Genomic DNA, 20,490 nt, shown 5'->3' with positions numbered 1-20,490 from the left:
GTCAGGCCGTGGCGCTCAGGTAGCGCAGGCGGGCGAGGCCGTCCATCGGCTGGACCCAGCCGGCCACTTCCTCGCGTACGGGGAGATTGAAGTTGGGTTGGCAGATGATGACCCACGGCACGTCCGCCGCGAGGATCTCCTGCACCCGGGCCCACAGCGCGAGCCGCTGGTTCTGGTCCACGGTGGTGTGCGACTTGGTGTAGATCTCCTCCAGCTCCGCGTTCGTGTAGTTGGAGTAGTTCAGCGAGGCGCCCTTCACGAAGCTGGTCGCCAGCATGTACTCGACGTCGTTGACCCAGAGCTGGCCGGTCGTGATCTGCAGTGGGATGCTCTTCTGCGTGCGCCGCTCGCCGAGCGTGGCGGGGTCGAGCGGGGTCAGCTTGAGCGTGATGCCGGCCTTGGCGGCCTCCGACTGCACCTGCACGGCGATCTTCTGCTGCTCGGCGTTGTCCGCCTCGAACACCAGCTCGCTTTCGACAGCCGTCTTGCCGGCGGCGGCGAGCGCGGCCTTGGCCTGGTTCAGGTCGTAGGTGAACGGGTAGCCGGTCTCGGCGTAGCCGGGCATGTCCAGCGGTACGAGGCTCTTGGTCGGCCGGGCGTCGCCGCTGTAGACGTTCTTGATGATCTGGTCGTACGGGACCGCGTAGGCCAGCGCCTTGCGCACGTTCACGTCGTCGAAGGGCGCCGTGGTCGTCGACATCTGGATCGCGACCTGGGTGTTGCTGGCCGCCGAGAGCACCTTGATGCCGTCGGCCTTCTTGAGGTCCTGCAGGTCCTGACCGGTGATGCCCAGCGCCACGTCGATGTCGCCGGCCTGCAGCTGCAGCCGCTGGTTGGCGGCGGCGGGCACGACCGAGATCCGGATCGTGGGCGTCTTCGGGGCGTCGGGGCCGGGGTAGCCGCTGTTGGCGGTCAGCTCGATCTCCTGGCCCTGGGTGGCCTTGCTGACGTTGTAGTAGCCGCCGGTCGGGGCGTTCTTGGCGAACCACTCCTTGGCCCACGGGTCGGCGTCGGTGGCGTGCTTCTTGGCCTCGACGGAGTCGAAGACGTAGAGCGAGATCGCCTGGATCTGCTTGGTCAGCGCGCTGGGGAACTCCTGGTGGAACTCGACGGTGTAGTCGTCCTTGACCACGACCTGCTCGGGCTTGGTCAGGCCGATCGTGCGGTAGATGCCGGCGACGTTGGCCGCGGCGGCGAACGCCCGGTCCTTGGACCACTTGACGTCGGCGGCCTTCATCTCGTTGCCGCTGGCGAACTTCACGCCCTGGCGCAGCTTGAGCGTCCAGACCTTCTGCTCGGCGTCCGGCTCGAACGACTCGGCGAAGGTGGGCGTGACGTTCGCGGTGTCGAGGATCTGGCTGTCCGAGGCCGTGGTGACCCCGTAGTCGATCATGTAGGGGTAGACGTTCTTGAACAGCATGAGCGCCGTGAGGTCGAACCCCACGAAGTCCTGGTCCCAGCTGGACAGGTAGCTGGAGACGGCGATGCGCAGCGTCGAGGCCGCGGGGCCGCCGGACGCACTCGTGGTGGGGCTGGACTTGCCGGCGGCGCAGGCGCCGGTGGAGAGCAGCAGCGCCACGCTGCCACCGAGCTGCAGCAGGCCGCGGCGGGAGATGCCGTTCGCGTGCGGGGGGCGAGCCATCGGATGGTCCTCCTAGATCCGGGCGGCTGTGGCCCGTCGAGCGGACCTGACGGGAGTTCTACCAGGATTAAGTGAGAGTGAACAAGACGCCGAATCGTGTTCACAGCCAATCCGGCAAAGTGTCATCCGAACAGCCGATGAGCTGCGTAGAAGGAGTTCACACGCGTTCACACGGCCGACACAAACGCGGGGGCGCCACAGCGTGGAGAAATCTCGAATTAACCTATCGCCTTCTTCACGGTCGTCACGATGTCGATATAAGCTCCGTCACCAACGAGGCCGAGGAGGTGGCGTGACCAGCGAAGACACAGCTCAGGCAAAGCTCCCCGACGACATGGACTGGTCGCCCGGCAGCGCCACCTCCCTGCTCCGGACGATCATCGGCATGTCGCTGCGCCGCCTCGGCGGCTGGATCGCGGTGGCCGACCTGATCACGCTCATGCGGGCGCTCGACGTCTCCGACGCCCGGGCCCGCAACGCCCTCACCCGGATCAAGGCCAAGGGCCTGCTGGAGCCGGCCGCCCGCGGGCGGACCCAGGGCTACCAGCTGACCGAGGCGGCCCGGCCGATGCTGGCCCGTGCCGACCAGCGCATCTACGCCCCGCGCTTCATGGACGACGACGACCGCTGGTGCCTGATCGCCTACTCGGTGCCCGAGGAGCAGCGCGACCTGCGCCACCAGCTGCGCCGCCGGCTCTCCTGGATCGGCTGCGGCAACGTGTCCCCGGCGCTCTGGATCTGCCCCGGCTACCTGGTCGACGAGGTCCAGGAGATCCTCGCCGACCTCGGCCTCAATGCCCGGGCCACCGTGTTCCTCGCCAACGAGATCCGCGGCGACAAGCCGCCGCAGGTCGCCGTGGCCCTCTGGTGGGACCTGGACGCCATCCGGGCCCTGCACGACGACTTCCTGGCCGCGCACGCCGCGGCGGTCGAGGCCCTCGGGCCCCGGCCCGACGGGCACCGGGCCTTCGCCACGTACATCCGCGGCATGGACGCCTGGCGCCCGATCCCCTACCTCGACCCGGGCCTGCCCGGCTGGCTGCTCAGCGACGACTGGCCGGCCCGGCGCAGCATCCCCGTCTTCACCGAGCTGCGCGACCGCGTCGCGCCGCACGCCCACGCCTACGTCGAGCAGGTCACCGGCCAGCGCCGGCCGGACCCGCCCGGCACGGCCCGAGGAGGTGCCGGATGACCCTCACCGCCCACCGACGCGACCCCGACCTGATCCGGTCCGCCTTCGCCCGCTTCCCCTCCGGCGTGGTGGCCCTCGCCGCCGACGCCGGCGGGCAGCCCACCGCCATGGTGGCGTCCTCGTTCACCGTCGGCGTCTCGCTCGACCCGCCGCTGGTGCTCTTCTCCGTCCGCAACGAGTCGGCGACCTGGCCGCGGCTGCGCAACCGGCCCCGGATCGGGATCTCGCTGCTCGGCGCCGACCAGGCCGCCCTGTGCCGGCGCCTGGCCGGCAAGGACAGCGCCGCCCGCTTCGGCGACGAGCCGATCGAGCGGACCAGCCAGGGCGCGCTGTTCTTCGCCGGAGCGCCGCTGTGGCTGGACTGCTCGGTCTTCGCCGAGGTGCCCGCGGGCGACCACCACGTGGTCATGCTCGAGGTGCACGAGCTGCGCGAGGACCACACCCGCGAGCCGCTGATCTTCCACGGCTCGGGCTTCCGCAGGCTGGACGCGGCATGACCGGGGTGCTCGACCGGGTGCGCGCGGCGCACCGGCCCACCGGCCGGCGGCTCGGCATCGCGGTCGGGATGCCCGCCCCGGCGGCGCTGCTGGACGGGGTCGCCGAGATCCTGCGCGACGCCGGCGTCGAGCCGGCCCGGCGGCTGGCCCGGCTGCGGCCCCGCTACGGCGAGGACTTCACCCGCGCCGAGGACGCCGCCTATTTCATCGACCACTACGGGCACGAGTACACCGCGATCGTCCTGGACGCGGCGCACAGCACCGAGGCTGTCGCCGCGGCCTGCCATGCCGAGGGCTGCGCCCTCATCCTCACCACCGCTTCCTGACACCCGCACCCCTCCGACAGCCGGGTCGAGCCACCCCGACGAGGCCGCATTTATCACGAGATATCTAGCGATGGGACTCCCCATGTTTCTCCGTAGCCTGCGCCCGGCCCTGGCCGCGCCGATCTCCCTGCTTGCCCTCACCGCGGTGCTCGCGGGCTGTTCCGACCCCACCACCGGCACGGCCGGCAGCGCCCCCGCGGCGGCGAACCCGTCCGCCACCACGGACAGCACGCTCGCCGCCGACCTGCCCGACGCCATCAAGTCGGCCAAGCAGATCAGCTTCGGCGCGCTCTGGGAGACCCCGCCGGTCATCAGCGTCACCACCACCGACACCTCCACGCCGGTGGGCGTCGCCCCCGACCTGGCCGCGGCCATCGCGCCCCTGCTGGGCGTCTCGGTCACGTGGAAGAACATGCAGTGGCCCGCCCAGCTGCCCGGCGTGCAGTCCGGCTCGGTGGACGCCCTCTTCGGCCAGGTCTCGGCCACCGCCGAGCGCGAGCAGAGCGTGGTCGACCTCGTGCCGTTCTACAAGTCGACGATGGCGCTGCTCATGCTCTCCGACCAGACGTCCGGCGTGACCGGGCTGGCGAGCATGTGCGGCAAGAAGATCGGCATCCCGGTCGGCTCGATCCAGGGCGACACCATCAAGAAGGTCAGCGACGCCTCCTGCGCGGGCAACCCGATCCAGCCCGCCGAGTACCAGGGCGCCACGGCCGCGATCAGCGCGGTCAAGGCCGGCACCATCGACGCCTGGATGGACTCCACCACCAGCCAGCAGGCCGTCGTGAAGCAGAGCGGCTCGACGTTCGGCGTGGCCGAGGTGCCCGCGAGCGAGTTCGAGCCGCAGTACACCACCATCGCCGTCGGCAAGAGCCAGCCCGGCCTGACCAAGGCGCTGCTCGGCGCGATGCAGAAGCTCGTCGCCGACGGCACGTACGCCCAGATCATGGCCAAGTACGACCTGCAGTCGGCCGCCATCACCGCCGCCGAGGTCGTCGCCAACCCGGTCAGCAAGACCGCGATCGGCGCCAAGGCCTGACCCCTCCTCCCCTCGAACGGAGTTCCCATGGTTGCGTCCACCGTGTCCCTCACCGCCGCCGACATCCTCGCCAACGTGCACGCCCTGCTTCCGGTCGTGCGCGAGGAGGCCGACGCCACCGAGGCCCAGGGATATCTGACCGACCGGATGCGCGAGGCGCTGCGCACCGCCGGGGCGTACCGCGTCGGTTTCCCGGCGCGCCGCGGCGGGCCGCAGATGAGCCTCACCGACCAGACCCGGATGGTCGAGGCGGTCGCCACCGTGGACGCCGGCATCGCCTGGAACGTCTGCGTGCTCGCCGCCACCGGCTTCTACGCCGGTCGCCTGGGCGACGCCGCGTTCGCCGAGCTCTACCCGGAGCTGGACCTGCCGACCTGCGGCTCGTTCCACCCGAAGGGCAAGGCCGTCGAGGTCCCCGGCGGCTACCGGGTCACCGGCCGCTGGGGCTTCGGCAGCGGCATCCGCGCCGCCGACCGCATCGTGGCCGGCGTCGAGGTGCAGCGCGACGGCGAGCCGGTGCGCAAGCCCGACGGCAGCGTGCTCACCCTCGGGGTGTGGCTGCCCGCCGACCGGGTCGAGCTCCTCGACGACTGGCACACCATCGGCCTGCGCGGCTCCGGCAGCCAGGGCTACACGGTCACCGACGTGTTCGTGCCACGCGACCACGCCTTCGACCGCTTCTTCGCCCCGGACGCCACGGCCGACCCGCTCAACAAGCACGTCGAGCTGCCCTTCTACAGCATGGCGGGCATCTCGGTCGGCATCGCCCAGCACGCGGTCGACCTGGCCACCAGCCACCTGCGCGACCGCAAGCCCACCGACCGGCAGCTGACCCTGCTGGGCGAGGCCGGCTCCTACGTCCGGGCGGCCCGCGCGCTGGTGCTCGACGGCATGCGCGCGATCGACGAGCAGATCTTCACCGCGGGCGCCGTGCCGGACGACGTGACGATGGCCCGCGGCGACGCCCCGATGGCGCAGGAGTTCACCCGGGTCGTGCTCGACCGCTGCGGCGAGATCCTCGGCGCGCAGGTGATCTACGAGAAGTTCCCGTTCGAGCGGCTGGTGCGCGACAGCACCGGCGTCTCCGCGCACGCCTCGACGTGGCGCAGCCGGTGGACGTCGGTGGGCCAGGCGCTGCTGTCGGCGGGCTTCCCGGGCGGCGAACCGGTGGGGGCGGCGCGATGACCGATGCACCCGCGACCGTGAGCCCCGCGACCTCGCGTCCGGCGCCGCGGCGGGACGTGGTGCCCGTACGCCACTGGGGCCGCCTGATCGGTGCGGTCGCGGTCGGCGCCCTGGTGCTGCTCGTGGCGTACAGCTTCGCCACGAACCCGAACTTCGAGTGGACCGTCGTCGGGCAGTACCTGTTCACCCGTACCGTCCTGAAGGGTCTGCTCCTGACCCTGGAGATGACGGTCATCGGCATGGTCGTGGCGCTCGCGCTGGCCGTCGTGATCGGCGTGATGCGCATGTCGCCGAGCCGGGTGCTGTCCGGAGTCGCCGCAGCGTGGGTGTTCTTCTTCCGCGGCGTGCCGCTGATCGTGCTGCTCATCTTCGTGGGCAACCTGGGCCTGTTCTTCAAGAACCTGACCCTGGGCATCCCGTTCACGGACGTGGTGTGGTGGTCGGCGCCGATCGGCCACGTGGTGACGCCGTTCGTGGCCTCGGTGATCGGGCTGTCGCTGGCCGGCTCGGGCTACATGGCCGAGATCGTGCGCAGCGGGCTGCTCGCCGTCGGCCGTGGTCAGCACGAGACGGCCAAGGCGCTGGGGCTCAACCGGGCCCAGACGCTGCGGCACATCGTGCTGCCGCAGGCGTTGCGGGTGATCATCCCGCCGCTGGGCAACGAGTCGATCGGCATGCTCAAGGCCTCCGCCATCGTCTCGGTGATCGCCGGCGGCGACCTGCTCACCGTGGTGCAGGGCATCTCCGGCGTCAACTTCCGCACGATCGAGATGCTGATCGTGGCCACCGTCTGGTACCTGCTGGTGATCGGCCTCTGGTCCGTCGCCCAGTACTTCCTGGAGAAGAGGGCCGCCGAGCGATGACTGACGTCATGATCGACGTGCGGAGCGTCGACAAGTGGTACGGCAGCCACCAGGTGCTGCACGACATCGACCTGCAGGTGTCCCGGGGCGAGACGGTGTGCATCATCGGCCCTTCAGGCTCCGGCAAGAGCACCCTGCTGCGCACCATGAACCACCTCGAGGACATCCACGCCGGCAGCATCCGGGTCGACGGCCAGCTGGTCGGCTATCGCGAGCACGGCGGGCGGCTGCACGAGCTGCGCGAGTCCGAGGCGTGCCGCCAGCGCCTCGGCATCGGCATGGTCTTCCAGCAGTTCAACCTCTTCCCGCACATGACGGCGCTGGAGAACGTCGCGTTCGCCCCGATCAAGGTCAAGCGCGAAGATCCCGGAAAGGCCCGGGAGTACGGCCGGGAGCTGCTCGCCCGCGTCGGACTGGCCGGCAAGGAGGGCTCGTACCCGTCGAAGCTGTCCGGCGGGCAGCAGCAGCGCGTCGCGATTGCCCGCGCCATGGCCATGAAGCCGCAGGTGATGCTCTTCGACGAGCCGACCAGCGCGCTCGACCCCGAGCTGGTCGGCGAGGTCCTCACGGTGATGAAGGACCTCGCCGTCACGGGCGGGATCACGGTCGTCGTGGTGACCCACGAGATGGGCTTCGCCCGCGAGGTCAGCGACCGGGTGGTGTTCATGGACGCCGGCCGCATCGTCGAGCAGGGCACGCCGGAGGAGGTGCTCGGCGCGCCGCGCGAGGAGCGCACCCGGGCCTTCCTGGCGGCGGTGCTGCGATGACCGTCGCCGTGGTCGCCGGGGGCACCGGGCCGATCGGGAAGGCGGTGGCCTCCCGGCTCGCCGCCGCCGGCTTCCAGGTCGCCGTGCTGGCGCGGGCCGACCTCGCCGACGTGGACAGCGCCATCACCGGCATCGAGCAGTCGCTGGGACCGGTGGGGGTGCTGGTCAACGCCGCCCATCCGCGGCTGCACACCCCCGCGCCGGTCGCGTCGATCGATCCGGCGGACCTGGCGGCGCACCTCGGGGCGGTGCAGTTGCACGCGGCTCTGTGCGCCCGGGTCGTACCCGGAATGCGGTCCGCGGGGTGGGGTCGCGTGGTCTACCTCTCCGGGGCGCTGATGGCGCGCCCGGTCGCGGGCCGGGGAGCCTACGGCGCGGCGAAGGCCGCGGCGAGCGTGCTCACCCGCTACCTCGCGCTGGAGGAGGGCCGGCACGGCATCACGGCGAACATCGTCGCGCCGGGGCGGGTCGCCGATCCGGGCGAGGAGCTGAGCCCCGAGCAGGAGGCGCTGGCCGAGCGGCTGCGCGAAACCCTGGCGCTGCCGGACTTCCCCGACCCGGACGACGTCGCCGACGCCGTGCACACGCTGGTGAACTTGGGCGCGCTGACCGGGCAGACGCTGTGGGTCACCGGCGGGGAGCCGATCCATGGCTGAGCTGCTGCCGCCGACCCAGCGCGTGCGGATCGTCGTCGAGCGCGCCGACGCGCCCCGCTGCGGGATCGAGGTCGGCGACGCCGTCGACGTGGACGCCACCGGGCTGTCGACCGGCGGCAAGCCGTTCTGCCCGCTGGCGCTCATGGGCGTGCTGCCCGTGCTGGGCATGCGGCAGAACCCGCTGCCCGCCGACGACTGGCTGATCCGCAAGCCCTTCCTGTGCTGCCCGGACGCAGGAGAGAACGTGATCCTGCGGCTGGAGGCCCTGCCGTGACCGGGCTCAAGGTGCGCTGCACGGTCGAGGACATGAACTACTCGGCGTGCGGCCTGGAGGTCGGCGACCATTTCGACCTCGACGCCACCGGGCTTACCGTGCCCGAGGGCAAGCGGTTCTGCTACTTCGCGATCGCGTCGATCCTTCCGGCGGTGCTGGGCCGGCTCGACGCTGCTTCGCCCGACGCCTATCTGCGCAGCCGGCCGCTGCTGGCCTGCCCCGATCCGCCGGAGAACCTGCACATCCGGCTGCACGTCGTGGAGGACTCATGAGACCGGTGACGTTCAGCGCCCGGGTCGGCGGGCACGGCGTGCTCTCCGTGGTGGACAAGGCGCTCGTGGCCGAGGAGGCCGGCTTCGACCAGGTGTGGACCGGCAACGACATCCTCGGCGAACCGGGCCTGGTCACGCTGGCCGCGCTGGCCCTGAAGACCACCCGGATCAAGTTCGGCTCCGGTGTGCTCGACCCGGTGTCGCTGCACCCCGCCCAGATCGCCATGTACGCGTCGGGCCTGCAGGAATTGTCCGGCGGGCGCTTCCTGCTGGGCATCGGCGCGGGCTCCGACGTCTTCTTCCGCTGGGCGGGGATCGAGCCCGCCAAACCCGTCGTCCGTACGAGGGAAGCAGTCCTCGCCATCCGCGAGCTGGTCAACGGCCGCAGTCCCGCCGGGGTGCCCGGCGTCGCGCCCGGCTGGACATCGCAAGCGGTGCCGCGCTTCTGGCACCCGACGCCGATCTACATCGGGGCGATGGGACCCCGGATGCTCGACCTCACCGGACGCATCGCCGACGGCGCCCTGCCGCTGTGCCTGCCCCCGCGCCACGTCTACGGCGTCGTCGAGCAGCTCAAGGCCGGCGCCGCCAAGACCGGCCGCAGCATCGAGGACCTCGACGTGGCGGCCTGCGTCTGGGCGTCGATCTCCGACGACCGCGCAACCGCCCGGCACCTGCTCGCCCGGCACATCGCCCGCTACAGCGGCTCGCTGTCCACCGACGCGCTCGCCGCCAACGGCCTCGACCCGGCGGAGTTCGCCCGCACCCAGGAGCTGATGCTCGCCGGGCGCGAGGACGACGCCATCGCCTCGGTCACCGACTCCATGCTCCAGCTCGGCATCGTCGGCGGCGTCGACGAGGTCATCGACCAGTGCGCCCAGCTCATCGACGCGGGCGTACGCCACATCTCGTTCGGCCCGCCCATGGGCCCCGACCCGCTCGCCGCGCTCCGCCTGCTGGGCGCGGAAGTCCTGCCCGTGCTGCGCCGGGCCTTCCCCATCACCTGAGGAGAACCATGATCATCGTCCACGGCGGCATCACCGTCGATCCGGCCCGCATCGACGACGTCGACCGGGCCGGGCAGACCTTCCAGCAGGCGTCACTCGCCGAGGACGGCTGCCTCGAATACCAGCTGTCCTGGAAGGTCGGCGAGCCCGGCCACCTGCGCCTGCTGGAGATCTGGGCGAGCAAGGACCAGCACGAGGCGCACAAGGCCCAGCCGCACACCCGCGAGTGGACCAGCTTCATCAGCGGCGCGGCGTCCGCGCCCCCGCAGTTCACCGACCTCGACCTCTGAGCCGTCCGACCCCACCCCTGATCAACCCCGTCGCCCCGGAGACTGACATGCGCATCGGCGTCCCGACCGAGATCAAGAACCACGAGTACCGCGTCGCCCTCACCCCCGCCGGGGTCCGCGAGCTGACCGGCCGAGGCCACCACGTGCAGATCCAGGCCGGCGCCGGCGCCGGCTCACTGATCACCGACGACGAGTACGCCGCGGCCGGCGCCCGACTCGTGTCCGACGCGTGGGCGGACGCGGACCTCGTCATGAAGGTCAAGGAGCCGATCGAGCCCGAGTACGCCCGGATGCGCGAGGGCCAGATCCTCTTCACCTACCTGCATCTGGCCGCCGACAAGCGCCTCACCGACGAGCTGCTGACCCGGGGCGTGACCGGGGTGGCGTACGAGACGGTGCAGCAGCCCGACGGCTCCCTGCCCCTGCTCGCCCCCATGTCGGAGGTCGCCGGCCGGCTCGCCCCACAGGTCGGGGCGCAGGCCCTCATGCGCGCGCAGGGCGGCCGCGGCGTGCTGATGGGCGGCGTCCCGGGCGTCGCCCCGGCGCGCGTCGTGATCATCGGCGGCGGCGTCTCCGGGCTCAACGCCGCCACCGTCGCCCACGGCATGGGGGCCGACGTCACCGTGCTCGATCTCAGCGTCGACCGCCTGCGCGAGATCGACCGCCTCTTCCGCGGCGCGGTGCGGACCGTCACCAGCAGCTCGTACGAGATCGAGCAAGCCGTCGTCGCCGCCGACCTGGTCATCGGTGCCGTGCTCATCCCCGGCGCCAAGGCCCCGACCCTGGTCGGCAACGACCTCGTCAAGCGCATGCGGCCCGGCTCGGTCCTGGTCGACATCGCCATCGACCAGGGCGGCTGCTTCGCCGACTCCCGGCCCACCACCCACGACGACCCCACCTACCGGGTCCACGACTCCGTCTTCTACTGCGTGGCCAACATGCCCGGAGCGGTCGCCCGGACCTCCACCATGGCCCTGACCAACGTCACCCTGCCCTACGCCCTCGCCCTCGCCGGCGAAGGGCTGAGCGCCGCCATGACCGCGGACCGCAGCCTCGCCGCCGGCCTCAACACCCACCGCGGCCTGGTGACGAACGCCGGCGTCGCCGAGGCCACCGGCATCCCGCACACCGACGTGCACGTCGCCCTCGCCCAGAGCTGACAGCCGCCGTGCTCGACGTGGTCGGCGGGGGCCGGTGGCGACACGCTGGATCTGCTGATCCTCAACGTGATGATGCCCCGGCTCGGCGGGTTGGAGCAGGGTCTCCGCGCCACCGTAGGCCGTGCTCACGCCGAGGGTGAACAGCATCGCCTCGCCGTCGGCGGAAACCCTCGTCGCCGGGCCGTCGTCGTCTTCGCCGGCCGGTGCCACCTTGCACGCGCAAGCCCCACCACCCCGCAGCGGAGCGACCGCGTATCCGTCCACGCCGACGATCTCGGCGCCGGTGTGCGGCCGGCCCTGAGGGCGGCCACGCGACGTCACGTGGCTCGTCGGCGAGCGCTGGGCAGGGCCTCTGTCGGAGGTGTGGATCCAGCCGGCGCAGCGAGATGCGCTTGATCTTCCCGTCTGCCGACAATGATCGGTCGTGGGCCGGTCACGCTCGGGCAGCCGGTGATTCCTGAGCGCGGCACGGCGGCGCGGGCGTGCTGAGCACGTCCGCGCCGCTGCTTGCTCCCAGGGTCTGTTTCGCCGGGCTGCGGCCGAAACTGACCCTAGCGGAGGCCGAAAGCCCGCGTGATGCGCTGCTCGACCGCGTTGCCCCGGGTGTCGCGAGCGCTGGTGCGCAGCGTGACGAAGCGGGCAGTGCGCGGGGCGGCGATCCGGGCGCTCCAGCCGGTCGCCCGCGGGCGGACGGCAGCCCGGTGCCAGGTGGCCCCGTCGTCGTACGAGACGTCGAGCGTGATTGTCCGCACGACCCCGGGGCCGGTCGCCGAGGCCGGCGTGGACGCGGCGACCGTCAGGCCGAAGGTTCGTGGCGCCCGGCCGTCCCGGTCGGTGTCCACGTCGTAGTCCAGCTGGATCAGCGGCGGAGAGGCGGCCGTGCCCGGCTGCACGGCACCGGAGGTGAACGACCATTCGGTGCGGGTGCTGGTCGAATAGGGCCCGGACCACGCGTCCCGGTCATTCTCCGCCACCAGCCGGTAGGGCAGCACCTGGGCCGGCAGCGGGCCGACGGCCAGCAGCGGGTTGTCCCGGCCGGTCGATCCCACGACCTCGTCACCCTGGTAGAGGGTCAGCCGGTTGTCGGCGTTCGGATTCTCGCGGGTGTCCCCCTCGTGGGCGGTGCCCGAGTCGCCCCAGCCCGGGATGTCGGCGAAGAGCCAGCCGTCGTCCTGGCGGACGATGTCGAGGCTGTCCGGGTCGTCCACGAGGCGGGGCCGCTGCACCGGGCCGAACCACCGCTGCGCCTGGACCGATCCGGCCCGGTACGCGGTCGGCGCGGTGTGCTGGGTCTGCTCCCCCGGAATCGTCACGGTCGCGATCCACTTCGTCCCGGCGGTCACCCAGTCCGTCCGGTCGCCTCGGGCCGGAGCCTCGGCGTAGTCCAGATAGGTGGTCATCCCGAGCGTGTTGATCTCGTACCGCTGGTCGAGTGCGCGTCCCGGCCGCCAGTTGTCGAACGACATGTCGATCCGGGCCAGAGTGCCGGGCATGGCCCGGTACGTCAGGTTCTCCGGCACCCTGCCTTCGTAGTCGGTGACCAGGTCGTAGGCGTACTCGGCGTCGGGGTGCGAGGTGACGTCCAGCCGGACGCTGCGCCCGCGCTGCAGACGGGCGATCAGTTTCTCGCCCTCGTCGCGGGTAAGGGTGGCGACGGTGACCGGCGGCGTCCCGAACGACCCGGGCCAGGGCTCGAGGCGGCCGGCGCCGTCGTTGACGACGAGGAGCAGCCGAGCGCCCGCCGCAGCCGCCGCGGCGGCCTGGTCCTGCACGGTGGCCGAGCCGCCGGCCCGGACGACCAGGGCCTTGCCACGCACGGCGCCGCCCAGTACTGCCTCGAGGCTGCGCACGGTGGCCGGCAGCGGCGTCGCGCCCTGCCGCACACGCAGGTCGTCATAGCCCGCGACGGTCAAGGTGGGCTGGGCGAGGCGCCAGCGGGCCGACAGGGTCAGCGTGCCGTCCGGGACCTTGCCCGTCGGCAGCACCCAGACGCTGTCGTACCGCGCTTCCGGGTACCACGCGTCCAGCCAGGGGTTCCCGGTGATGTCCCGGATGAGCGTGACGCGAGAGGCGGTCACCGTGGACGGCAGCGGAGTGGTCGCGGTCAACCGGCGGGCCCTGGCCATGTCGAACACCACCGTGCGGTCGCCGCTCAGCTGGATGCCGGTCATCGGGAGGATGGCCAGGCCCTGCGAGTACGGCCCGTGGGTGCCCTCGACGTCGGCGGTCAGATAGGCGGTGTACGTGCCCTCGGGCAGCCGCAGATCGAGCGCCCCCGTCTCGTCGAACACCTGGATGACCGTCTTGTCCCGGCTCAGCACGACGACCACGCCGGTGAGGGGCTTGCCGTTGCGGTCGCGGGCCCGCAGCGTGAGCTGACGGCGTACGCCTTCCCGCCCGCCACCGACCGACGTACGCAACCCGCCGGAAGCGGTCACGTAGCCGGAGAAGGCCTGGTCGCCCGGCACCTTGTCCCACGACGTCGCCGCGGTCACCGTGGCGGTGCCATGGGCCGGGACGGTGACGCGCTTCGCCGACAGGGTGAGCAGGTCCAGCGAGGAGCCCAGATCGAGCGTGACCGGAGTCGCACCGATGTTGGTGTACGTGATGTCGCGGCTGACCGGTCCCGTCTGCCCGTCCGGGTAGGACGGGTACCCGAAGTTGACCGAGCCCGTCGCGAAGACCGTGGCGCCCGTCGTGGCCGCCACGTCGAGCCGGCCGGTCCCGCCCTGGAAGGGATCCGTGCCGGGCGTGGCCGTGGTCGTGCTGACCAGCGCGTCCTTGAGCTGCTGTCCCCGCAGTTCGGGGTGCGCGGCGGCGACCAGTGCCGCGGCGCCGGCGACGTGCGGCGTGGCCATCGACGTGCCGCTCAGCGACAGATAGTCCCCCTCGCCGAGCGCGCTGAGCCGGGAACGGGCGGCCAGGATGTCCACCCCGGGCGCGGTCAGGTCGGGCTTGACCGCCCGATCGCCGGGCCGCGGCCCCTGACTCGAGAAGGAGGCGAGCACGTCCCGGCTGTCCACGGCGCCGACGGTCAGCGCCGCGTCGGCCACGCCCGGCGTACCCACGGTGGACCTGCCCGGTCCCGCGTTGCCGGCCGCGATGACGAACAGCGCACCGGTCTCCTCGCTGAGCTGGTTCACCGCCGTACTCATCGGGTCCGTGCCGTCGGTCTTGTCGCCGCCGAGGCTCATGTTGACGACGCGGGCGTGCTGGTCGCGGGCCGCCCACTCCATGCCGCTGATGATCCACGATTCCTGGCCGCTGCCGTCGTTGTCGAGCACCTTGCCGACGTGCAGGCGGGCGCCCGGCGCGACGCCGCGCTCCCGGCCGCCCGAGGCGGCACCGCTGCCGGCGATCGTGGACGCCACGTGCGTGCCGTGCCCCAGGCCGTCCTCCACCGACTCGCCGGGCACGAAGGACGCGGTCGCCGCCACCGAGCTGGTCAGGTCCGGGTGGGAGGTGTCGATCCCGGTGTCGAGAACGGCGACGTCGACACCCGTACCGGTGTTGCCCTGCTGCCAGACCCCGGGGGCGCCGATCTGCGCGGTGCTCTCGGCCAGGTCGGCCCCGACCTTGCCGTCGAGCCAGATCTTCTTGATCGTACGGGCGGACCGGGCGTCGGCCACGGAGGACAGGAACCGGCCGGACCGGTCCGCGATCATGGCGGCGCCGCCGATGCTGTCCAGCGGCCGGATGCCGGTGGCGCCGGTCAGCACCGTACGAGCGGTGGGCGCCCCGCCGGTGTAGGTGACGATCAGCGGGATGCCGGAGCTGTGCGCGTCGTCGTACCCGGCGGCCATCAGCTCGGTGACGTTGAACAGGTCCTCGTCCAGCAGACCGGAGGCCAGTGAGCCGAAGGCGTCGTGCGGGTAGACGTACGTGTCGCCGTCCTTGACGTTCGACAGGTAGCCGGCCAGCTCCCCCTCGGGGTTGCGCACCTGGACACCGCCGTCGGCGGCGACGCTCACCTTGTCGCCGGTGATCAAGGTGACCGTGGTCGCCGGCGCGCCGGGGGCCGGCGGCGGAGCGGTGGCCGCGCGGGCGGCCGGGGTGACGGACACGACCGAGCTGACGATCAGTGCGACCAGCCCGAATCCTCGCAGGCGTGACAGTGGCAACGAGACCTCGCGGGTGCTCATGGGACCGGACCCGCCCACTATGAAGTTCTTCTATTTCACAGAGATCAACTCAGCCGGTTCCCCGAGCGACTCTGCCCGGGAGCAGCGAGTCGCCCTGCACCATCAGGCAGCAACCCCTTGACCGCCGGCCGGCCTCGCTCACGGAAGCCGGCCGGGCGGGAACCGCCTACACCGAGCGGCGCTGCTCCAGCACGTCGGCGGTGTCGCCGGCGAGGGAGTCCGACGACCGGGCCGGTTCGTCGCGGGTGTCGACCACGAGCGCCTTCTGCTCCGCGACATCCGCCTCCGCAGCTCCCAGGGACGATCCGAGGCCTGCGACACCCGGTGTCACGGTGGTGGCGGCAGCCTTCGCACGCCGTTTGCGCGGCGGACGGGGCCGGGCGCCGGCTTCCACCGGGGCCGGCTGCTCAACCCGTGACACGGCAGCCGGGGCCTCCACCGGACCGGCGGCCTGCTCCGCGCCGGAACGGCCGCTCGCCTGCTGGGCGACGGCGACGATGCGCTCGTACTTGTCCCGTCCGGCCCGGGCTCCCAGCACATAGCCCACGGCCAGTCCGGTGGCCAGCTTCATGATCCTCATCGCGTTCCTCGGCATCCCACAGTTCGCCGGACCAACGGCCCGTCTCGCGTACGCCGGTCTTCCCGGCCTGGTCGACGGCAGCGCCCCGCCACCACGGACATCGTCCGCCCAGGTGGCGACAAGCAGCAGCCATGTCGACTTCCGGTGCCCGAACGAGGCGCGACGAAACCCGCCAGTCCCCCGTCCCGACGACGCACCCCCGATCGAGCGGCGCCGGTCGCGCCCCATCGGGCACGACGACACCGGCCACCGGTCCTCAGGTCACAGGCCGGCCCGACGCCCCCGGAGCCTCCAGCGTGCCCCGGCCCGGTGGGGACGGGTCGTCAGCCGTCCCGCTGGTCGTCGTCATCGTAGTTGTCGCCCTCGGACAGTTCGAGCAGCATGTCGGCGGCATCGCGGTTGCCGCCCGCGGCCAGCCGCCGCAGCTCGTCCTTGTCCTCCAGCTCCCCCGCCAGCTCGACGAGCTGAGCTGCCGCATCGGAGCTGCCGGCGTCGGCGAGGCGTCGCAGCTCGTCCATGTCGCCGCGCTCACCGGCGAGCTCGACGAGCTCACCGATGGCATCGCTGTCGCCCCGGGCGGCCCGCTCACGCAGGTCCGTCAGATCGGAATCGGTCATGAGGACACCCATCCTTGAGATCGTCAATGATCGGTGAAAGGGCGGCGGGGGACAGCCGGGGCAAGCAATTCCAGGATCGGAAAAGCACAGGGCGGCAAACGCGGTGACCGCCGGAACGTGAGGCCACTCCGGGCGACGAGGGGGGACAAGGGGCCGTCGCGCGTCCGGAAAGTCTCGTCGACAGTACAGCTAGGGGCCCCCTGTCGCGGCCGGGACGAGCCCTTGTCGGGCATCGAGCGTCATGAAATGATCGCCGGTGTACGCCGCTACCGCGGGCCTTCGCGTGGGCGCGCCCGGCCCTCTTCACGCCGTCACGGACCGTACATTCGCCCGAGCCACGCATGCCGTTGTATCGCGGCAATTCCCGCAAGCCTCGGGCGGCGGCATCCAGCTTCTCACGATCGGGGAACTGTCACCATGAGCACTCACCAGGTGTCCATGCTGTTTCTCGCGCTGGCGTTGATCTCCTTGTCCGCCTACGGTGCCGGCGCGCTGGCCCGGCGGCTGCGGCAGCCCCCCGTCATCGGCGAGATCCTGGTCGGACTGCTGCTCGGTCCCACGCTCTTCCACGGGGTCATCTCGGCGACGCTGGTGCCCACCGACATCCGCCCCTATCTCGCCGCCCTGGCCAACCTCGGGGTCGCACTGTTCATGTTCATCGTCGGCGCCGAGCTCGACGCCGGGCTGCTGCGCGGCCGCCGGACCGTGGCGGGCACGGTTGCCGCCGCATCGATCGCCTTGCCCTTCGGACTGGGCGCGGCGCTCGCAATGTACCTGTACGCCGACCACCCCACCCCCGACAAGGCGGGCTTCATCCTGTTCGTGGGCGCCGCGATGTCGGTCACCGCCTTCCCCGTTCTCGCCCGCATCCTGACCGACCGCGGCATGAGTCGTACCTGGCTGGGCAATGTCGCCCTCGCTTGCGCCGCCATCGACGACGTCCTGGCCTGGACCCTGCTCGCCGTCGTCGTGGCGATCTGCGGCGCCGCCACCGGATCTCAGCTGCTTTTGCTGCTGTTCATTCCGTACGTGTTGCTCATGGTCGCGGTGGTACGCCCGGTGCTGCGCCGCCTCCTCGGCGCTCCCCGCGATCCCGGCAGCTCACGGCCCGGGGCCCTGCTCGTCACCGTCGTGGGCCTGCTCGTCTCGGCCTTCTTCACCGAATGGATCGGCCTGCACTTCATCTTCGGCGCCTTCCTCTTCGGCGTGATCATGCCGCGGCGGCCGGCGGACACCTCGCCGTCGTCCCATGTCACCGCGCAGGTGACAGGGCACATCGGACAGCTCAACGCACTGTTGCTGTTGCCGATCTTCTTCGTCGTCGCCGGCCTCAAGGTCGATCTCTCCCGCATGGACGGCGGCGACGTCCTGGATCTCGTTCTCATCCTCGCCGTGGCGATCGGCGGCAAGTTCGCCGGCGCCTTCTTCGCGGCGCGCCTGTGCGGCATCGCGGCGCGTCCCGCCGGGGCGCTGGCGGCGCTGATGAACACCCGCGGGCTCACCGAGCTGATCATCCTCAGCGTGGGTCTCGAGCTCGGCGTGCTCGACGGTCAGCTGTACTCGTCCATGGTCGTCATGGCCCTGGTCACCACCGCGATGGCCGGCCCGCTGCTGCAGCTCATCCACCCCATGCGCGCGGAACGGCCCGAGCCGGCGGACGAGGCACCGGTCGCGCGCCGCTGACCCGGTCGATCGGCACAGCGCCGGCCGCAGCCCGGCGGGGACCAGTAACCGGATCGCGTCCTCCCACCAGGCGCGACGGTCACCAGTGCAGCACGCTGATGCCGGTCGACATGCCGCCGCCGAAGCCCACGAGCAGCACCACCTCGCCCGCACGCAACCGGCCGGCCCGGTTGGCGCAGTCCAGGGTTATGGGGATCGAGGCGGCGCCGGTGTTGCCGTAGTGCTCGACGGTGCGGTGCACGACCGCGCGGGGCAGGCCCAGCAGCGCCACCAGGTCGTCCAGCATGCGGCCGTTGGCCTGGTGGGGCACCACGTGGTCGACGTCGGCCGGGGAGAGGCCCGCGTCGCGCAGGAAGCCCGCGACCGCCGGAGGCAGATGGGTCTCCACGAAGTCGCGGACCGCTCGGCCCTGCATGGTGAAATGCTGCTCGCCCGCGGCCAGTGCCCCGGCGTCGAGCGGTGCCCGGCTGCCGCCGCCGGGCACCCGGATGAGCGAGGCGTACTCCCCGTAGCTGGCCAGCTGGTCGGCCAGCAGGCCGCGGCCGGCCGGGACGTCGCCCAGCACCACGGCTCCGGCGCCGTCGCCGAACAGGGCGCTGGTGCGGCGGTCGGCGCGGTCGAGGATGCGGGAGTAGATGTCGGCGCCGATGACCAGGGCGTGGCCGCCGGGGCGCTGGGCCAGGAAGCGCTGGGCCGTGGTGAGGGCGAAGACGAAGCCGCTGCAGACCGCGTTGAGGTCGAAGGCGGCGGCCCGGGTGGCGCCCAGCGCGGCCTGCACGAGGGCCGCCGTGGCGGGTTGCGGATGGTCCGGGGTGGAGGTGGCCACGATGATGAGCTCGAGGCCGTCGGGGCGCACGCCGGCCGCGGAAAGGGCGCGGCGGGCGGCGGCGACGGCCAGGTCGGAGGTCGCCTGGTCCGGCGCGGCGTGGCGGCGGGCGCGGATGCCGGTACGGTCGACGATCCAGGCCGGGTCGACGCCGGCCGGCGCGGCGATCTGATCGTTGCCGACCTCGTGGTCGGGCAGGCATGAGCCGGTCGCGAGGATGCCGACCGGTGCCGGCCCGGGCAGCAGGACCGTCACCCCCCGCAGCGGCGAGTTCGGGGAGACCGTCGAGATTCCCATCAGCGCGGCTCGTAGATCCGCTTGTGGCCGGACAGGCCCGCCAGCCGGTACGGCCCGGTGGTCTCGCGCGGCGTCGCGTGGTCGCCGCCGTCGGTGGGGAAGGACCGCTGATGCAGCGCCCGGTATGTGGCGTAGTCGATGTCCGCACGCCGGTCGATCGCCGCGCGGTGCTGATCGGTGCGCAGGTGCGTGCGGTAGCCGGGCACGACGTCGCCGGCGAAGAACTCGGCGACGCTGCCGGAGCCGTAGCTCAAGAAGCCGACGGACTGCCCGGTCAGCTCGTCGGAGCCGTCGAGCAGCGCGGCCAGGCCCAGATACATCGAGGCGGTGTAGCTGTTGCCGATCACCGAGTTGTAGCCGGTGGTGCGCCCGACGGCCCGGACGACGTCGGCCTCGTCGACGTCGTGCCCGTGATACTGCAGCAGGTGCCGGTGCGCCTTGTACGCCATCTTCGTGAACGGCTGGTGGTAGCAGAAGGCACCGAAGTCGGCCAGCGAGCGGCCGCCCTGCTCGGTGTAGTCCTTCCAGGCTCCCTCCACCGCCTGCAGGTACGCCGAGATGGACTCCTGCCCGTCGACCAGCGCGGTGGTCAGGTAGTTGGGCCGCCAGAAGTCCATGATGTCCGCGGTGAACAGCCCGGACGTGTTGTCGAGGCGGATCAGCGCGGGGTCGGCGGCGACCAGCATGGCGACCGCGGCCGCACCCTGGGTGGCCTCGCCCGAGCTGCCCAGTTCGTACTTCGAGGAGTCGGCGGCGATCACGAGCACCTGCCGCGACGGGTCCCGGTGGACCAGGCCGAGCGCGAACTGCAGGGCGGCGGTGCCGGAGTAGCACGCTTGCTTGAGTTCCACGACCCGGGTGGCCGAGGGCATGCCGAGCAGCGAGTGCACGTAGATGCCGGCCGCCTTGGCCTGGTCGATGCCGGTCTCCGTGGCGAAGACGATGGTGCGGATCCGGTCGCTGCCGTGCCGGGCCAGGATCGGGGCGGCGGCCGTCGCGGCCATCGTGACGATGTCCTCGTCCGCGGCGGGCACGCTCATCGACTGCTGGCCGATGCCCTTGTGGTACTTGGCCACGTCGGCGCCGGTCTGCCGGGCCAGCGTCTCGTGAGTCAGCACGTACTGGGTGGTCGCGACCGACAGGTCGTGGATCCCGGCGGTGAGGTCTGCGGACAC

20 protein-coding genes are annotated in these 20,490 nt (G+C 71.8%); 14 read left to right on the top strand and 6 right to left on the bottom strand.

From position 1 onward, the window contains the following. Position 1 precedes the first annotated feature (1 nt). Positions 2-1,642, bottom strand: coding sequence for an ABC transporter substrate-binding protein (locus RBH18_RS08485; protein ID WP_306205461.1), 1,641 nt, complete (start codon positions 1,640-1,642; stop codon positions 2-4). Positions 1,643-1,934: 292 nt separating this feature from the next. On the opposite strand from RBH18_RS08485, the gene RBH18_RS08480 reads away from it, so the two are divergent. The 13 genes from RBH18_RS08480 to ald all read left to right on the top strand — a co-directional run bounded on the left by RBH18_RS08480 (position 1,935) and on the right by ald (position 11,170). Beyond that, entirely contained in the window at positions 1,935-2,834 is a 900-nt protein-coding gene (locus RBH18_RS08480) for a PaaX family transcriptional regulator (RefSeq protein WP_306205460.1), read from the top strand. Continuing rightward, positions 2,831-3,331 (top strand): flavin reductase family protein, encoded by a 501-nt coding sequence (locus tag RBH18_RS08475; RefSeq protein WP_306205459.1) that lies wholly within the window; start codon positions 2,831-2,833, stop codon positions 3,329-3,331. The genes RBH18_RS08480 and RBH18_RS08475 overlap by 4 nt, the downstream gene beginning before the upstream one ends. Further along, the gene (locus RBH18_RS08470) at positions 3,328-3,657 is read left to right on the top strand and encodes a hypothetical protein (RefSeq protein WP_306205458.1); all 330 of its coding nucleotides are present in this window, start codon (positions 3,328-3,330) and stop codon (positions 3,655-3,657) included. Before RBH18_RS08475 ends, RBH18_RS08470 begins: the two co-directional genes overlap by 4 nt. Before the next feature lie 82 nt (positions 3,658-3,739). Further along, a complete protein-coding gene (locus tag RBH18_RS08465) occupies positions 3,740-4,696 on the top strand; it encodes a transporter substrate-binding domain-containing protein (RefSeq protein WP_306205457.1) in 957 nt (318 codons plus the stop codon). 27 nt (positions 4,697-4,723) lie between these two features. Further along, positions 4,724-5,881, top strand: coding sequence for an acyl-CoA dehydrogenase family protein (locus RBH18_RS08460; RefSeq protein ID WP_306205456.1), 1,158 nt, complete (start codon positions 4,724-4,726; stop codon positions 5,879-5,881). Further along, positions 5,878-6,744 carry an amino acid ABC transporter permease gene (locus RBH18_RS08455; RefSeq protein WP_306205454.1) on the top strand — a complete coding sequence of 289 codons (867 nt, stop codon included), beginning with the start codon at positions 5,878-5,880 and terminating at the stop codon, positions 6,742-6,744. The genes RBH18_RS08460 and RBH18_RS08455 overlap by 4 nt, the downstream gene beginning before the upstream one ends. Next, a complete protein-coding gene (locus tag RBH18_RS08450; protein WP_306205452.1) occupies positions 6,741-7,511 on the top strand; it encodes an amino acid ABC transporter ATP-binding protein in 771 nt (256 codons plus the stop codon). Before RBH18_RS08455 ends, RBH18_RS08450 begins: the two co-directional genes overlap by 4 nt. After that, the gene (locus tag RBH18_RS08445) at positions 7,508-8,167 is read left to right on the top strand and encodes an SDR family NAD(P)-dependent oxidoreductase (RefSeq protein ID WP_306205450.1); all 660 of its coding nucleotides are present in this window, start codon (positions 7,508-7,510) and stop codon (positions 8,165-8,167) included. Before RBH18_RS08450 ends, RBH18_RS08445 begins: the two co-directional genes overlap by 4 nt. Next, positions 8,160-8,441 carry a TIGR04076 family protein gene (locus tag RBH18_RS08440; protein ID WP_306205448.1) on the top strand — a complete coding sequence of 94 codons (282 nt, stop codon included), beginning with the start codon at positions 8,160-8,162 and terminating at the stop codon, positions 8,439-8,441. The genes RBH18_RS08445 and RBH18_RS08440 overlap by 8 nt, the downstream gene beginning before the upstream one ends. After that, a complete protein-coding gene (locus tag RBH18_RS08435; protein WP_306205446.1) occupies positions 8,438-8,713 on the top strand; it encodes a TIGR04076 family protein in 276 nt (91 codons plus the stop codon). The genes RBH18_RS08440 and RBH18_RS08435 overlap by 4 nt, the downstream gene beginning before the upstream one ends. After that, complete coding sequence (locus tag RBH18_RS08430) at positions 8,710-9,720, top strand: LLM class flavin-dependent oxidoreductase (protein ID WP_306205444.1); 1,011 nt, start codon at positions 8,710-8,712, stop codon at positions 9,718-9,720. The genes RBH18_RS08435 and RBH18_RS08430 overlap by 4 nt, the downstream gene beginning before the upstream one ends. 8 nt (positions 9,721-9,728) lie before the next feature. Continuing rightward, complete coding sequence (locus RBH18_RS08425; RefSeq protein ID WP_306205442.1) at positions 9,729-10,010, top strand: putative quinol monooxygenase; 282 nt, start codon at positions 9,729-9,731, stop codon at positions 10,008-10,010. Positions 10,011-10,057: 47 nt separating this feature from the next. Beyond that, positions 10,058-11,170 carry an alanine dehydrogenase gene (gene ald / locus RBH18_RS08420; RefSeq protein WP_306205440.1) on the top strand — a complete coding sequence of 371 codons (1,113 nt, stop codon included), beginning with the start codon at positions 10,058-10,060 and terminating at the stop codon, positions 11,168-11,170. Between the two features lie 551 nt (positions 11,171-11,721). Here the strand turns inward: ald and RBH18_RS08415 are convergent. The 3 genes from RBH18_RS08415 to RBH18_RS08405 form a co-directional block, all read right to left on the bottom strand. Continuing rightward, positions 11,722-15,312: a S8 family serine peptidase gene (locus tag RBH18_RS08415; protein ID WP_306205438.1), complete on the bottom strand. Its 3,591-nt coding sequence runs from the start codon at positions 15,310-15,312 to the stop codon at positions 11,722-11,724. Positions 15,313-15,478: 166 nt separating this feature from the next. After that, positions 15,479-15,892, bottom strand: a complete 414-nt coding sequence (locus tag RBH18_RS08410) for a hypothetical protein (RefSeq protein ID WP_306205436.1) — start codon at positions 15,890-15,892, stop codon at positions 15,479-15,481. Positions 15,893-16,215: 323 nt separating this feature from the next. Beyond that, positions 16,216-16,509: a hypothetical protein gene (locus RBH18_RS08405; protein WP_306205434.1), complete on the bottom strand. Its 294-nt coding sequence runs from the start codon at positions 16,507-16,509 to the stop codon at positions 16,216-16,218. Between the two features lie 417 nt (positions 16,510-16,926). On the opposite strand from RBH18_RS08405, the gene RBH18_RS08400 reads away from it, so the two are divergent. Beyond that, entirely contained in the window at positions 16,927-18,192 is a 1,266-nt protein-coding gene (locus RBH18_RS08400) for a cation:proton antiporter (RefSeq protein WP_306205432.1), read from the top strand. Between the two features lie 79 nt (positions 18,193-18,271). Here RBH18_RS08400 and RBH18_RS08395 read toward each other — a convergent pair whose 3' ends face one another. Both RBH18_RS08395 and RBH18_RS08390 read right to left on the bottom strand, forming a co-directional pair. Continuing rightward, on the bottom strand, positions 18,272-19,315 hold the full coding sequence (locus RBH18_RS08395) for a 3-oxoacyl-ACP synthase III family protein (RefSeq protein ID WP_306205430.1): 1,044 nt from the start codon (positions 19,313-19,315) through the stop codon (positions 18,272-18,274). Then, positions 19,315-20,490 carry a hydroxymethylglutaryl-CoA synthase gene (locus tag RBH18_RS08390; RefSeq protein WP_306205428.1) on the bottom strand — a complete coding sequence of 392 codons (1,176 nt, stop codon included), beginning with the start codon at positions 20,488-20,490 and terminating at the stop codon, positions 19,315-19,317. Before RBH18_RS08390 ends, RBH18_RS08395 begins: the two co-directional genes overlap by 1 nt.

This window comes from Actinoplanes oryzae (genome assembly GCF_030757795.1).
Lineage (GTDB): Bacteria > Actinomycetota > Actinomycetes > Mycobacteriales > Micromonosporaceae > Actinoplanes.
The sequence above is the reverse complement of the archived record's forward strand: the minus strand, read 5'-3'. Positions and strand labels throughout refer to the sequence as shown.

Excerpts from the sequence above, each read along its gene's own strand:
- RBH18_RS08415 (WP_306205438.1), bottom strand. The coding sequence starts at position 15,312 with ATGAGCACCCGCGAGGTCTCGTTGCCACTGTCACGCCTGCGAGGATTC.
- RBH18_RS08430 (WP_306205444.1), top strand. The coding sequence starts at position 8,710 with ATGAGACCGGTGACGTTCAGCGCCCGGGTCGGCGGGCACGGCGTGCTC.
- RBH18_RS08440 (WP_306205448.1), top strand. The coding sequence starts at position 8,160 with ATGGCTGAGCTGCTGCCGCCGACCCAGCGCGTGCGGATCGTCGTCGAG.
- ald (WP_306205440.1), top strand. The coding sequence starts at position 10,058 with ATGCGCATCGGCGTCCCGACCGAGATCAAGAACCACGAGTACCGCGTC.
- RBH18_RS08465 (WP_306205457.1), top strand. The coding sequence starts at position 3,740 with ATGTTTCTCCGTAGCCTGCGCCCGGCCCTGGCCGCGCCGATCTCCCTG.
- RBH18_RS08485 (WP_306205461.1), bottom strand. The coding sequence starts at position 1,642 with ATGGCTCGCCCCCCGCACGCGAACGGCATCTCCCGCCGCGGCCTGCTG.
- RBH18_RS08460 (WP_306205456.1), top strand. The coding sequence starts at position 4,724 with ATGGTTGCGTCCACCGTGTCCCTCACCGCCGCCGACATCCTCGCCAAC.
- RBH18_RS08405 (WP_306205434.1), bottom strand. The coding sequence starts at position 16,509 with ATGACCGATTCCGATCTGACGGACCTGCGTGAGCGGGCCGCCCGGGGC.
- RBH18_RS08425 (WP_306205442.1), top strand. The coding sequence starts at position 9,729 with ATGATCATCGTCCACGGCGGCATCACCGTCGATCCGGCCCGCATCGAC.
- RBH18_RS08395 (WP_306205430.1), bottom strand. The coding sequence starts at position 19,315 with ATGGGAATCTCGACGGTCTCCCCGAACTCGCCGCTGCGGGGGGTGACG.
- RBH18_RS08475 (WP_306205459.1), top strand. The coding sequence starts at position 2,831 with ATGACCCTCACCGCCCACCGACGCGACCCCGACCTGATCCGGTCCGCC.
- RBH18_RS08455 (WP_306205454.1), top strand. The coding sequence starts at position 5,878 with ATGACCGATGCACCCGCGACCGTGAGCCCCGCGACCTCGCGTCCGGCG.
- RBH18_RS08400 (WP_306205432.1), top strand. The coding sequence starts at position 16,927 with ATGAGCACTCACCAGGTGTCCATGCTGTTTCTCGCGCTGGCGTTGATC.
- RBH18_RS08450 (WP_306205452.1), top strand. The coding sequence starts at position 6,741 with ATGACTGACGTCATGATCGACGTGCGGAGCGTCGACAAGTGGTACGGC.
- RBH18_RS08410 (WP_306205436.1), bottom strand. The coding sequence starts at position 15,892 with ATGAGGATCATGAAGCTGGCCACCGGACTGGCCGTGGGCTATGTGCTG.
- RBH18_RS08470 (WP_306205458.1), top strand. The coding sequence starts at position 3,328 with ATGACCGGGGTGCTCGACCGGGTGCGCGCGGCGCACCGGCCCACCGGC.
- RBH18_RS08445 (WP_306205450.1), top strand. The coding sequence starts at position 7,508 with ATGACCGTCGCCGTGGTCGCCGGGGGCACCGGGCCGATCGGGAAGGCG.